The 12,936-nt window shown below is 53.1% G+C and carries 13 protein-coding genes; 12 read left to right on the forward strand and 1 reads right to left on the reverse strand.

Features of this window, described 5'->3' with window-relative positions; all coding sequences use genetic code 11:
* Positions 1-23 precede the first annotated feature (23 nt).
* The 12 genes from flgG (at position 24) to HB393_RS01925 (ending at position 11,654) form a co-directional block, all read left to right on the forward strand.
* Positions 24-812: a flagellar basal-body rod protein FlgG gene (gene flgG, locus HB393_RS01870; RefSeq protein ID WP_213803435.1), complete on the forward strand. Its 789-nt coding sequence runs from the start codon at positions 24-26 to the stop codon at positions 810-812.
* Positions 813-938: 126 nt separating this feature from the next.
* Positions 939-1,367: a flagella basal body P-ring formation protein FlgA gene (locus HB393_RS01875; RefSeq protein ID WP_213803436.1), complete on the forward strand. Its 429-nt coding sequence runs from the start codon at positions 939-941 to the stop codon at positions 1,365-1,367.
* Positions 1,364-2,134 (forward strand): flagellar basal body L-ring protein FlgH, encoded by a 771-nt coding sequence (locus tag HB393_RS01880; protein WP_345944980.1) that lies wholly within the window; start codon positions 1,364-1,366, stop codon positions 2,132-2,134. Before HB393_RS01875 ends, HB393_RS01880 begins: the two co-directional genes overlap by 4 nt.
* A 109-nt stretch (positions 2,135-2,243) precedes the next feature.
* On the forward strand, positions 2,244-3,314 hold the full coding sequence (locus tag HB393_RS01885; RefSeq protein ID WP_255550710.1) for a flagellar basal body P-ring protein FlgI: 1,071 nt from the start codon (positions 2,244-2,246) through the stop codon (positions 3,312-3,314).
* Positions 3,311-3,616, forward strand: coding sequence for a hypothetical protein (locus tag HB393_RS01890; protein ID WP_213803438.1), 306 nt, complete (start codon positions 3,311-3,313; stop codon positions 3,614-3,616). Before HB393_RS01885 ends, HB393_RS01890 begins: the two co-directional genes overlap by 4 nt.
* Positions 3,617-3,677: 61 nt before the next feature.
* Positions 3,678-3,986, forward strand: coding sequence for a flagellar biosynthesis anti-sigma factor FlgM (locus HB393_RS01895; protein WP_213803439.1), 309 nt, complete (start codon positions 3,678-3,680; stop codon positions 3,984-3,986).
* Between the two features lie 168 nt (positions 3,987-4,154).
* Positions 4,155-5,558, forward strand: coding sequence for a flagellar hook-associated protein FlgK (gene flgK / locus HB393_RS01900; protein ID WP_213803440.1), 1,404 nt, complete (start codon positions 4,155-4,157; stop codon positions 5,556-5,558).
* A gap of 33 nt (positions 5,559-5,591) precedes the next feature.
* Positions 5,592-6,491 (forward strand): flagellar hook-associated protein 3, encoded by a 900-nt coding sequence (locus HB393_RS01905; RefSeq protein ID WP_213803441.1) that lies wholly within the window; start codon positions 5,592-5,594, stop codon positions 6,489-6,491.
* 833 nt (positions 6,492-7,324) lie between these two features.
* The gene (gene rpsO / locus HB393_RS01910) at positions 7,325-7,591 is read left to right on the forward strand and encodes a 30S ribosomal protein S15 (RefSeq protein ID WP_213803442.1); all 267 of its coding nucleotides are present in this window, start codon (positions 7,325-7,327) and stop codon (positions 7,589-7,591) included.
* A gap of 285 nt (positions 7,592-7,876) precedes the next feature.
* The gene (gene pnp, locus HB393_RS01915) at positions 7,877-10,288 is read left to right on the forward strand and encodes a polyribonucleotide nucleotidyltransferase (protein ID WP_213803443.1); all 2,412 of its coding nucleotides are present in this window, start codon (positions 7,877-7,879) and stop codon (positions 10,286-10,288) included.
* Positions 10,289-10,645: 357 nt separating this feature from the next.
* Complete coding sequence (locus HB393_RS01920) at positions 10,646-11,203, forward strand: hypothetical protein (RefSeq protein ID WP_213803444.1); 558 nt, start codon at positions 10,646-10,648, stop codon at positions 11,201-11,203.
* A 40-nt stretch (positions 11,204-11,243) separates the two neighbouring features.
* Complete coding sequence (locus tag HB393_RS01925; protein WP_213803445.1) at positions 11,244-11,654, forward strand: hypothetical protein; 411 nt, start codon at positions 11,244-11,246, stop codon at positions 11,652-11,654.
* A gap of 117 nt (positions 11,655-11,771) precedes the next feature.
* Here the strand turns inward: HB393_RS01925 and HB393_RS01930 are convergent, their stop codons facing one another.
* Positions 11,772-12,659: a glycosyltransferase gene (locus tag HB393_RS01930; RefSeq protein ID WP_213803446.1), complete on the reverse strand. Its 888-nt coding sequence runs from the start codon at positions 12,657-12,659 to the stop codon at positions 11,772-11,774.
* Between the last annotated feature and the right edge of the window lie 277 nt (positions 12,660-12,936).

A 12,936-nucleotide genomic window follows, 5' to 3' on the forward strand; every position in this document is an offset into this window, starting at 1 on the left:
AGCAATTTATTTATGGAGGCAATATGATCAGGGCCCTATACACGGCTGCTAGTGGTATGAGCGCACAACAGGCAAATCTCGATACCGTCGCGAATAACCTTGCTAACTCCGCAACCGCAGGCTTTCGACGACGAAGGCTGCAGTTCGAAGATATGATCTACCAAAACTTGATTACTCCGGGAGCTGCTCAAAGCCAGCAAACAGTCTCGGCTGGCCTGCAAATAGGCCTGGGAACCCGCTCGGCCTCGTCTGAGATGATCATGCTCCAGGGAGATCCGAATCAAACGGGGAACTTGTTCGATGTGGCAATCCAAGGGCAGGGATTCTTCCAAATATCAAGGCCCGATGGAACCATCGCATACACGCGTGCTGGCAACTTTCACCCGAATAGCCAAGGCACCATCGTCACCTCCGATGGCGACATCGTGCTGCCAGCGATCACGATTCCGCCAAATTCAACCTCACCCACAATCTCTCCCTATGGAATCGTCTCGGCAGTTGCTCCAGGGCAAACTGCCGCCTCCCAATTAGGTGTATTGCAGTTAGCGAACTTCACCAATCCCGGAGGACTTAGTTCCATCGGTGGGAACTTATTCCAGCAGACAGACTCCTCAGGAAATGCCATAACCGATACCCCAGGCGGAAACAGCGGAATGGGAACCTTACAGCAGGGATATCTGGAAAACTCGAACGTCGATGTCGTCTCTGAGTTTGTACAGATGATCATGGCGCAGCGTGCATACGAGAGTAACTCAAAGGTCGTTCACGTAGCAGATGACATGTACTCGCAAATCAATGGCTTGGTTCGGTAGGCATCTCTAACTGCAAATAAGAAAGGTCGGCGAGTGCTATTTTCGAGTTACAAGTTCTTATCCATCGGGGCCTTGCTACTTTCGGCAAACGCATTCGCCATGGAAGCAGTGGAGACTCCATGCAATATGCCTCCTTACTTGAGGAATAGCGGGCAGACAAAATCACCTGATTTAGGTAGGCATTCCGTTGCGATATCCGAAGATCAGGTGCTTGGAACGAAGTGGAAGATCGTAGTGGACTGTGATCATCCGGAGTGGCCTGCCCACATGGTCAAGATATCTAACGGTCCTTCGTCGACGAAGCAGATGCCTAACACTCTCCAGGGCAACCCTGCCATCGCAGACCTACCGATCGTTCGGGCAGGTGAAAAAGTCAAGCTATGGAAGAAGAATGACATGGTTCGCATTGAGACATTTGGGTTTGCGCAAGAGTCCGGGCGGAAGGGCGAAAGAATCAAGATACGACCCGAAAAAGACTCAGCAGTGGGCCAGAATTCCGCCTTTTTCTTATTGGGGATTGTTCAAGAACATGGCGCGGTGGAGATCCTAGAGTGACCAAATTACCCCAGCAAAAGCCAACTGTCGCCACATCTACGAGTATCTCGCTAAGATACGGAATCTATCTCATAGGAATCTTATTTGCAGGGGCTTCCCAACTTCAAAGTCAGACGACACCCAAACCGAACCCTCCAAAAGATAGCTCCAATCGCGCATCCTCATCTCTCGCTTCCTATCTTGAGAGAGTCCGGAGTGAGAACTCCCATGAGCAAGCTACTCCTGGAGCAATATGGATAGAGAGCGGAAGGTTTACAAGACTAACGACCGACGTTCGAGCGATGAGACCCCATGATCTCGTGTCAGTTGTCGTCTCCGAGAGTCTGGCGGCGTCTACGGACGGATCTGTAAAGAACTCCAGGGCGTCGAATGCAAGCACTCAGATCTCTAGTCTCTTAGGAGCTCTTCACGCCGGAAACGCACTGCAGAACCTGGTGAATCAGAACTCGGCTTCTGGCCTAAATGCGCAAGGGACCAGTGCTACAAATTCAAGTCTCAGTACCACTCTAGGTGGACAGGTCGTAGAGGTTCTACCGAACGGCATGCTCGTAATCGAAGCGGCACGAGAGGTTGAATTTAGCCAACAGACGCAGACGATCGTATTACGCGGCTTAGTTCGTCCGGAAGATATCTCTCAACAAAATCAAGTTCTCTCCACCGCCATTTCGAGTTTGGAGTTACAGGTCCGAGGGAAGGGAATCGTCACGGACTACACACGCCGTCCAAATGCCCTGGTACGACTACTGCAGCGAGCACTCATTTTCTAGCGAGCGAACAATGCGAAAACTTATTAGAACAAAAAAAACGATCCAGTCCCTCATTCGCATAGCTTGCGTCCTTGCTATCTTTGCTTCCTCTGCTGAAGAGATGGTTGCCATGAATGTAGCCGGTGATGGGGTCGCTACTTCCTCCACGAAACAGGCACGCATAAAAGATCTGGCATCCATTGAAGGTATACGCGATAACCAACTCGTCGGATACGGCATTGTGGTCGGGCTGCAAGGCACAGGGGATAGTCAGCAAACGACCTTTCCCATTCAGACTCTCGTAGCGACGCTCCTGCGCTTAGGAGTAAGTGTGCCGGCAGCCTCAATCCGGGTACAGAATCTCGCCGCCGTCTTTGTCTCTGCAACGCTGCCTCCATTCGCCAGGCCTGGAACAAAGCTAGATATCATCGTCTCTTCTGCGGGTGACGCAAGAAGTTTAGAGGGCGGACTGTTACTCATGACAGCACTCTACGGAGCGGATGGAAAGATCTACGCACAAGCTCAAGGACCGCTTGTCGTAGGGGGCTATTCCGTCAACGTGAATGGAAATGTAAAGCAGTTGAATCATCCAAACACAGCGCGCGTTCCTTCTGGCGCATTGGTGGAGCGAGGCGTGCCTCTCGAACTTGCTGGCAAACAACAATTTTCATTGCTCTTGGATCAGGCTGACTTCAAGACAGCAGAGACTATGGCGCTCGCAATCAACGACGAACTCGGCCGCCAGGCGGCGCACGTTGTAGATAGCAGACGGGTGGATCTGGACGTAGCTCGAGGGGAAGATGTGCCCGAGCTCCTGGCAAAGGTGGAAGCGATCGAAGTGAAGGTCTTCCCTCGAGCCAAAGTCATCGTGAACGAACGAACCGGCACGGTAGCCATCGGAGGCACGGTGGTCTTGCAACCGGTCTCCATCCTTCACGGAGGCCTGTCTGTAACGGTCGTAAGTCACTTCGAGGTCGTTCAACCCTCCCCACTATCGAGTGGAACAACCCAGGTAGTGCAACAAACGAGAGTAGACGCCCAGGACAAACCGGCCAACCGCATTGAGCTTCGACAAGGAGCGACGGTAGATGATCTGGTCCGCAGTCTGCAGACGATTGGAGCCACCGCCAGAGATGTGATCTCCATCCTGCAGGCCATGAAATCAGCAGGTGCACTTGAAGCTGAAATTGAGGTTCTATGAAAGTTGATTCGCTATCCCTCAGCACTAACCAGGTGTCCACAAACGCGCAGAATAATCCTCGACTGAAGGACGCCGCGCAACAGTTTGAAGCAATCCTCCTCAAGGAGATGCTGAAACCGCTTCAATCGTCCCAACACAGCATGGATGACGATGGAGACGATTCCGATAAACCCGCGGACGTCCTGGGTGAATATGGAACCGAAGCAATCGCGAATGCGATCTCCAAATCTGGTGGCCTTGGAATAGGTAAAAAAGTTCTTCAACAGGTGCAATTAGAGAGCACCAGATTCCAGAAAAACTGACGACTAAGAGTGGTAATGGCTTCTCAAAACAAGCCGATACTGTCAAGTAGATGGAGATCGCATGAACTTCTCAGGCAATATCGTAAATACCCAGAGCTCGGTAAACTCACTTGGAACTGAGCCCTTAAACATCACTCCGCAAAGCGGCGAATCTAATCAATCCATCGCGCGAGTACAGGGAGCTTCCACAAGCTTCCTTGGAGCTGACTCCGCAACGTTAACCCCTGCGGCTGCGATGGTTCAATCCATGGCAGACTCAGACGTTCCAAGCGCTCGTATTGCTTCGATTCAGAAATCGATTGAAGCAGGCACCTACAATATCCCAGCCTCCGCGGTAGCGGAGAAGGTCGTCGAAAGTATGGTTCGATAGAGATAGAGATAGAAACGACGAATGCTCTTAGCAGCATCGTCCAGCAACTAAAAGCGAAGGTCTGAGACATCTGACCTTCCACGCGCTCAGGGACGAATCTCACGGTATCTCTGTAAGCCGGTCTGAGCTTCAACTCTTTAGGCAAAGTCCAAGGAAAGCGAGAGTTTCATGAGCACATTGATGTCTCTGCTGCATCTGTCCTTATCGGCATTACAAGCGGATCAGGCTGCACTCAACGCGACTTCGAATAACATTGCGAATCAGAATACGCCTGGTTATACGAAGGAGATTGTACAGTGGCAGTCCCAGGACACCGTTACCCTCAGCGGAGCCGCTGCCGATGGCGTCAGCGTCAGCGGGCCGGTATCTCAACGCGACCGAGTCTTGGAGCAGCGGGTCCAGCAACAGATGCAGCTTCAATCGCAGAGTGCCGCCATCGAATCTGCGCTGCAGCAAGTGCAAAACATCTTTAGTCTCGGTGCCACCGGTTCCTCGGCATCAACCACCGCGCTCGGGACTGCGGTCAATAACTTCTGGACCTCCTTGTCCTCCCTCGCCAGCAATCCATCGGATGCCGCCACGAGACAGGGCGTCTTGAACGCGGCCAACGCTCTGGCATCCCAGTTCAATTCAGCTGCAACTCAGTTATCGCAGATTACATCGGGCCTCAATCAGGAGGCGGTCTCAGACGTCGGTCAGATCAATACTTTGACATCGACGATCGCGGACCTGAATTCGAAGATCGCCAATCTCAGCCCCAATGCGGACGCGGGAGTCCTCGAAGATCAGCGGCAAGTGGCGATCGCCCAACTATCCACGTACATCGGCACTGATCAGATCACCACAGACAGCAACGGCATCACCTTGACCACCGGCAACGGCCAGGTTCTGGTCAGCGGCAACACCAATTATCCATTGCAAACCACGCAGGTCAATGGGACCACCCACATCCTCGCCGGCGCAAACGCTCAAGACATAACCAGCCAGATCACTGGCGGTCAGCTGGGCGGCATTATCTCCGTGCGTGACAACACGATTCCCACCATCGCTGCCTCGTTGGATACTCTCGCCAACTCCATCGCGACCAGCGTCAATCAACAGAACTCGCAAGGCGTCGACGGTTATGGAAACCCGGGTCAAAATCTCTTCACTATCTCGGCTTCCGTCGCCGGATCCGCCAGTTCTATTACGGTGTCCACCACCGATCCGCAGCTCATCGCGGCGGCCTCGACTGGTGAGGGCAGCGCCGGCAACGACAACGCCCAAGCCTTGGCTGCGCTCTCCGGCTCAGACATCGCGGGAGGCGCGACCGCCTCAGACTATTACGCCGCCCTATTAGCTCAGATAGGAAGCACTGTATCCAACGCCTCTGCGGACAACTCGAGTCAGCAGACAGCCCTAACGCAACTGACTGGAATGCGCGATTCGGTGTCCGCGGTGTCCCTGGACGAGGAAGCCGAAAACTTGACGCAATATCAACGCTCCTACGAAGCCGCATCAAGACTGTTCACCATCGTCGATTCAGTGATGGCGACAGCTCTGAATCTTGGTGAGGATGCAGCTGTCTCGTAGGACCAAAGCGGAGTTCCGCAGACGGAGGAGTGAATGCAATTTAATCCCAACTATCTTAGTCAACTAGCATCGTCCGTGTCCCAATCAACCGCTCTGGAGAACTATCTGGCGGAGGAGCTATCGAGCGGACTGCGTGTCACCTCCCTGGAGGTAGATCCAGTTGCAGCCGCCATCAGCAGCCGTATTGCAAGTTCGATGGCGAAAGATGATAGCTATATCCAGGCGTCGACGAATGAGCAATCGATGCTTAACGTCACAGACTCCACTCTGGGAGAGGTCGTTACTCAACTTACCTCTGCAATAGCATTAGCGGTCGGCGGCAACAGCGGAACCTTGAGCGCCTCCGATATGCAGGGCATCGCATCGAAGCTAAGTTCAATTCGTGATCAGGTTCTTTCTCTGGCGAACACGAGCTATCTCGGGTCGAATCTATTCGGAGGAAGCCAAGGCTCTACGCCACCATTTTCGCTCGACACTTCGACCAATCCCGCAACCGTCTCTTACCAGGGAGATACGAATGTTCAGCAAATTGCGACGCCCACAGGACAGAAGATTCAGCTCAATCTACCGGGCTCCACCATCTTCGGATCTACGGGGAGCGGTGTCTTCGCCGCACTCAATCAACTGATCTCCGATTTCTCCAGCGGTACGCCAAGCAGCACGGCAACAACAGATGTCTCGGCTCTCACCGACGCAATGCATCAAGTCTCACTGCAGCGGAGTGTCCTCGATAACTCTCTCAATCAGCTTCAAAGCACAAGCCAATACGCGCAAACCGATAAAGTCCAATTGACGGTCCAGCAATCATCGCTCATCTCTTCAGATCCCACCACCATCGCAACCCAATTGAAGTCTGCCGAGACCCAGCACGAAGCCTTGCTCAGCGTGATCGCTACCCTCGGAAGCACAAACCTCTTCAGTTATCTCAGGTGAAGGTGGAAGATGCTCAGGGCTTGGCTATACTGGATCGGGAAGATCACAATGGGCGAAAGTATCCGATTTCTGTGGAATGCCACGCGGGGAAACCGCCTGCGGCCTTGGCGCAGTCCCTATCTCCGTTGGAGACTGGAGACGTACAGCGGCAAGAAGGCAGAGACAATCGGGGCGGGCGACCTCTTTCGGTTAGTCATGGAAGACAAAACCCAATTCCTTCGGTTTTTACGTTGGACAGGGGAAATCAAAGAGCACGCGAAAAGCAATATGCATCCGTAAGTTCTTTGGATATTTTCCGTGATTTTAAAGGACTCTAAATCCAAGTCCTTCAATAGTTAGAGAGCGTCCTCTGCTTATCCGCAGCAAAAACATCATGTCAAGCCCCAAAATCAACTTAACCCACGCAAAATCAGCGAGATCGAAGTGGCACTTTAGTTATGCCACTTCACTTAAAATAGAAATAGAAATTAAAGCTGGAGTTCAGCTCGAGCGACAGAGCTCCACGAATAGTTCTTTGATATCGTTCGACGAAGATTCCATAGCCCCTGGATTTTCGTGAAGGGCAATCGCATCACGAAAAGTCCTAAGGTAAGCCAATTTAAATGAGGACTTTATGCGAAAACACGGGGGAGGGGGTGTGGGCAACCGGAGCACCGGGTGCCAAGGACCATCACCCGGGCCGGTAGCGCCGCCCCACATTGAAAATACTTGGGATAGATCGTTGAGGAATAGATTCCGCCGTGGCTAACGATCATTGCCTCAGTTGTCAACGGGTGCTATCCTCAACAGTAGACACTAAGAGAGTGAACTAGAGATTAGGAGCAGAAACAGCTGTGTTGGCATCCGCAAAAAAGACAGACATTATTCAGAAGTTCCGCACGCATGACTCAGATACAGGGAGTCCAGAGGTTCAGATCGCGATATTGAGTGAACGTATCGGCGAGTTGACGGAACACTTCAAAGCACATAAGAAGGACCACGGCTCGCGTCGAGGCCTCCTGATGCTTGTGAGCAAACGTCGCCGATTGCTGGACTACTTGAAGAAGTGTGACGCCGATCGTTACCGTGAGGTCATCGGAAAGCTGGGAATTCGCAAGTAGTTTTCGATTCCGGAGACACAACCTAAATCATGCGAGTATGCCCGGCTACCTTTGGTCAGTCTGCGGTCTTTGTACAGGTTCGGGTATGACTATGCCCTTTGTACTCCCGTCGATACGGAATCAATACAACATTCGTTTAGCGGCGAGGCCTTCGTCCGAGCGACTATCCAGAAAACACAGCTTTGCTGGCAGCTGAACAGGGCTGCCTCCAAAGCTGTGTTTTTTCTGCGCTTGGCATTGGATCTGTGCCCCAGTTAAGTTTGAGTGAAGAGAGAAGAGGACGAGATGAAACAGGATGTCATTGTTGAGCTTGCCGGCGGCAAGCAGATCAAGTTTGAAACAGGACGAATGGCAAAGCAGGCCTCAGGCGCGGCCCTTACGTCCAGTGGCGATAACGTTGTATTAGCGACCGCGGTAGCCTCTCCCGACCCGAAAGAAGGCATCGATTTCTTTCCCCTCACCGTGGAGTACAGAGAGTTTACCTACGCCGGTGGGCGCATTCCCGGCGGCTTTATCAAGCGCGAAGGCCGTCCCAGCGAGAAGGAGATCCTGACCAGCCGTCAGATCGATCGTCCGATTCGCCCCCTCTTCCCAGAGGCCTTTCGCAACGAGACTCAGGTAGTTGCGTTCGTTTACTCTGCCGACAAGGAAAATGATCCGGATGTTCTCGGCATCAACGGCGCAAGCTGCGCTCTTGCACTGAGCGACATTCCCTTTCATGGTCCCGTAGGAGCCGTTCGAATCGGCCTTATCGAAGATCAGTTTGTCGTGAACCCCACCTACGCCGAGCGAGCCAAGAGCGCGTTGAACATCATGGTCGTGGGAACCAAAGACGGCATCGTGATGATTGAATCCGGCGCGAAAGAAATCGCTGAAGGTCGCGTCGTCGATGCAATCGAGTTCGCGCACGAACAGATCAAAAAGATCTGCGCTGCGATTGAAGATCTGGCTAGCCGCGCTGGCAAACAGAAGCGCAGCGTCACCGCTCCGGAACTGGACACTCAGTATCTTGGCGAACTCACCGCCAAGGCTGGAGATCGCCTAAAGGACGCCCTCGACACCCAGAAGCACCCCAAGTTCGAGAGCTACGCGCTCGTGAAGGAGATCAAGGACGAACTCAAGAAGGAACTTCCTGAAGGTGATGCGGCGGCAGCGAAGAAGTTTGGAAAATACTATGAGCTCCTGCGCGAAAACATCTTCCGTGATCAGGTCCTGAAAGAGCGCATTCGTCCCGACCACCGCGCGTTCGATGAGATCCGAGCGGTCACCGTCGAAGTTGGCGTGCTCCCTCGCGTTCATGGTTCCGCTCTCTTCACCCGTGGCGAGACCCAAGCACTCGTGAGTGCAACTCTCGGCACCACGGACGACGCACAGCGTCTCGAAAGCTACGAAGGCGAGCAGAAGCGTCGTTTCATGCTGCACTACAACTTCCCGCCGTTCTCTGTAGGTGAGGTTGGTCGCATGACTGGTGTCGGCAGGCGTGAGATCGGTCACGGTGCACTGGCATCGCGTGCCATCGAAGCAGTCCTCCCTGGCGAGGATGAGTCCCCTTACACGCTCCGGGTCGTCTCGGATATCCTCGAGTCGAACGGATCGTCGTCAATGGCCACTGTCTGTGGCGCCTCTCTCGCGCTGATGCAGGCGGGTATCCCGCTCAAGGGAGCGGTAGCTGGCGTGGCGATGGGCTTGGTCAAGGAAGGCGATAACTACGCCATTCTCTCTGACATTGCAGGCGCCGAAGATCACTATGGAGACATGGACTTCAAGGTAGCCGGTACGCGGAGTGGTATCACTGCGCTGCAGATGGATATCAAGATCATGGGCATCACGCCACAGATCATGCGCGAGGCCCTGGAGCAGGCACGACGCGGTCGCTTGTGGCTGTTGGACACGATGGATGCAACGATCTCTGGCGCGAACGAAGAGAAGTCTCAGTTTGCCCCGCGTATTCACACGATCCAAATTCCCACGGATAAGATTCGGGACCTCATCGGTCCTGGCGGCAAGGTTATCCGCGGAATCATCGACGCTACTGGCGTAAAGATCGACGTGGACGACACTGGCCGGGTCAACGTCGCTTCGAGCGATGCAGATGGGCTGGCTCGTGCGATCCAGATGATCAGCGACATTACGGCTGTTCCGGAGATTGGCAAGATCTATCTAGGCAAAGTCGTCCGGATCGCAGAGTTCGGAGCCTTTGTCGAGATCTTCCCAGGAACAGATGGACTACTTCACGTCTCCGAGATCGCGGAACATCGCGTCAAGGAAGTGAAGGATGAGCTTAGGGAAGGTGACCAGATTCTGGTCAAGGTCCTCTCAATCGAAGGCAATCGCATCAAGCTCTCCCGCAAGGCCGTTTTGAGGGAGCAGCGTGCAAAGCTGGGGCTGCCTGAGCCAGGTTCAGAGGCTCCTGCACCTCAGAGTGTCCAAGCGAATGACTCGGAGCCAGAAGATTTGGATGGACCGGATCTCGAGGATGGTGATGACTTCGAGGACGATCCCGACGAAGCAGTAGATGAACCGAACTTCAACCGTGCCGAAGGAACTGCTCCTCCTGCCGTTGGAGCAACCGCAGGTCGTGGCCCCGGAGGCGCGGCGCCAGGCGGTCAGCGCCGTCCAGGAGGTGGAAGGCGTCGTCGCGGTTCGCGTCGTCCAGGCTCCGGTTCCCCAGCTCCTCAAGGTGGCGGAAATAGCTAATCGAAGCAATGTACGATCTGGGGCCGCGCTTATGCGCGGCCCTTTGTTCTTGGGGACCAGATGACGCGAAGAGTTTGGGTATGGTTCACCGTGTATTGTCTATTCTCGGCGAGTGCGTGGCTGCTTCCACCAACTCCGGTCTGGTTTCGAGGAAGTGTACTAGCGGCAGTGGGCTTAGCCTCTTTGGTCCTAAATAGAGCGAAGGCTTGGAATCGGCTAGGGGACGTATTGGGGTTAGGGTTGGTTTCGATCCTGTTCTTAGGAATTCCCGAACTACTTACAGGCTGGTCCCAACATCGCGGATCGGGTTTAGGAACTGCTGCGTCGAGCTTAATTCCAGTGATTTTGGTGCTTGTCGTGGCGCAAAGAGGCGTTCAGGATGGAAGTGAGGTGAGGCGTTTCCTGCTTCCGGCAGTGATTGGATTTGGCGGTATCCTCCTCCTGATTCCAGTCGGTCTTCCCGGGTCCCTGATCGGCTGGATCGCGTTGGTTTTATTTGGGGTAACCGCGGCTCTCGTCGCGGTTGCCAGTGTAGAGATGAACCGGTTATTGCAGGGTTTTGAGATCGTTCAGGCCGTTGCAATTTTCTGCCTGGCGAATGCTTTAATCCTGGGAATAACCAGTTTATTGGGGCGCGCAGAAGAGAGAAGTTTTGAGCTCGCATGGTTGATCTCAGGCGGGATAGCAGGCGGTTCTTCGGTGCTCTTGGTATTCCTGTTGCGGAACATGGACCCGCTGCGGTTTGGAACGCGGTATTTGGTGGTGCCTCTGCTGGCCATTGTGGAAGGATATATTCTGCTGCGCCCGGATTTGACGCTGCGAAATGGCTTTGGGATCGGACTTCTGGCGGCTGGGGCCAGCTTCCTGTTGTTCTCGCGACGAACCGATGGGGTGTCTTCGCTGTCACTCCATTGAGACTTCCGGGGCAGGGCATCGAAGCGATACACTGCCGTCAATGGCTGCTTCGATGTACATCGTGGTTGAGGGTGAAGATCCAGGATTCGATATCTTCGTGAATGGGCGTTCGTTGGTCCGGCATGAGGACGTTCTGGAACATCTGGCACTTCGGCTCGGCGTGCGTCCCTTAATCGAATTTTTCTCCGCGGATGAAAACTCGATGTCTCTTCTGATTGAAGAAGGAGCGGGAAATCCGGAGCTCATACGACAGTTGCCTCCACCACAGTGGTACTCGCCAGCAGACGGCTTAGCCACCGTGCGAGTGCTGCTGGAGTCTCTAGACGAGAACCCGCAGTTGCTGGGCGCAGAAGGCCCTCAGGTGGTGTCAGAGCTTCGCGAGTACGCTGTCGTGCTGGAGAAGACTCAAGCTCGGAACATGAGATGGCATCTCGCGGTGAGTTGGAGATAAAGATTCGCGGACTGGAGTAGTAGATTTAGGGCAGAGAATAGAACGTTCTTACGGAGTCATGAGACCGCACCGCTCCGCAGCTTCAGACGTTCAGGCAGAGAATCTCTGTTCTAAAACTCAATAATTTGCAATGCAGTAATTGATCAACTCTCGCCGTCCCTGCAGTTTATCGCTACGTACCATCTTGTCTCGAATAAGAATTGGTCCCAAGACCAGCAGAACCAGGTATTCACTGTACAAGCGCAAGACGATGAGTGCCTTAACCAACGTCTTCATTGGAATGCGCCGGAATTTACGCAAAAGATACCATCTGGTCTTATAAAAACGAAGTACTCGGTTGCGCGTCAGTTGGGGTGTTCCGCCCCCCTCGTGGAATACCCGAGCATTAGGCGCGATCGCAATCTTCCAGTTCGATCGATTGATCTTCATACTAAAGTCGTGATCGAGATCTAACCAGTCGAAATTCTCGTCGAATCCTGCGACCTCTCGAAACGCACTGTTGCGCATAGCCATTGCGCATGTGAAAACAGAGATTCGACCGGATCTATCTGCGAGCCACTTCTCAGTCTTTGCATACAACGCTTGACCCAATAAAAGGCCCCAAACGTTCGGTTCAGTCGTATAGGATTCGGTCGGCTTTCCACTCTTCCCAATCGTGTGAAACGCGATCAACCCTATCGATGGATCGTTTTCAAATATCTCGCGAACTTCATCGCAAAATGACGTCGTTGGATAGGCATCAGAGTCAAACAAAATAATAATGTCTTCGTCGATTTTGCTGAAAGCCACATTGAGTGCCTTGGTAAGTCCTAAATTCGTGGCTCCCTTGTAAAGTCGGGTTGTATCTGGGAAGGTGCCACTGAACTCGGTCTTCGAACAATCGTCGTATACGACGAGTGTGTTGAAGTTTCCTTGGTCATGCAGATAACAATGCTGCACACAGCGTTCGGTGAGCTGCCAAGTGTTGTAATTTGTCATCAAGATAGCAACTGATAGTTTCGACATTCTTTCCTTTTCTAAATGTGGAATCTATAGATATCTTCAAACTAAAGCGACGGAAGTAAAGCAATACTTCCTCCAAGCAGAATAAAGCAATCACACCATAACTTGAGTGATATTCAGAATTACTCGCTGCCTTTACATACCATCGACGATGGTGTACCGGACGGTCATAATTTTTTTTGGTAATGCGAATATCGTGAAAGCTATCCTCTCGGCCGCAACTAACTGCCGACGAATCTCTCGAACGGGTACGTCGAAGGATGGCTCGCCGATGATATCG

This window comes from Granulicella sp. dw_53, assembly GCF_018449545.1.
GTDB lineage: Bacteria > Acidobacteriota > Terriglobia > Terriglobales > Acidobacteriaceae > Edaphobacter.

Coding starts and splice junctions, on each gene's coding strand:
- pnp (WP_213803443.1), top strand. CDS start 7,877: ATGAAACAGGATGTCATTGTTGAGCTTGCCGGCGGCAAGCAGATCAAG.
- HB393_RS01885 (WP_255550710.1), top strand. CDS start 2,244: ATGAATGTAGCCGGTGATGGGGTCGCTACTTCCTCCACGAAACAGGCA.
- HB393_RS01875 (WP_213803436.1), top strand. CDS start 939: ATGCCTCCTTACTTGAGGAATAGCGGGCAGACAAAATCACCTGATTTA.
- HB393_RS01930 (WP_213803446.1), bottom strand. CDS start 12,659: ATGTCGAAACTATCAGTTGCTATCTTGATGACAAATTACAACACTTGG.
- flgK (WP_213803440.1), top strand. CDS start 4,155: ATGAGCACATTGATGTCTCTGCTGCATCTGTCCTTATCGGCATTACAA.
- HB393_RS01925 (WP_213803445.1), top strand. CDS start 11,244: ATGGCTGCTTCGATGTACATCGTGGTTGAGGGTGAAGATCCAGGATTC.
- HB393_RS01895 (WP_213803439.1), top strand. CDS start 3,678: ATGAACTTCTCAGGCAATATCGTAAATACCCAGAGCTCGGTAAACTCA.
- flgG (WP_213803435.1), top strand. CDS start 24: ATGATCAGGGCCCTATACACGGCTGCTAGTGGTATGAGCGCACAACAG.
- HB393_RS01890 (WP_213803438.1), top strand. CDS start 3,311: ATGAAAGTTGATTCGCTATCCCTCAGCACTAACCAGGTGTCCACAAAC.
- HB393_RS01905 (WP_213803441.1), top strand. CDS start 5,592: ATGCAATTTAATCCCAACTATCTTAGTCAACTAGCATCGTCCGTGTCC.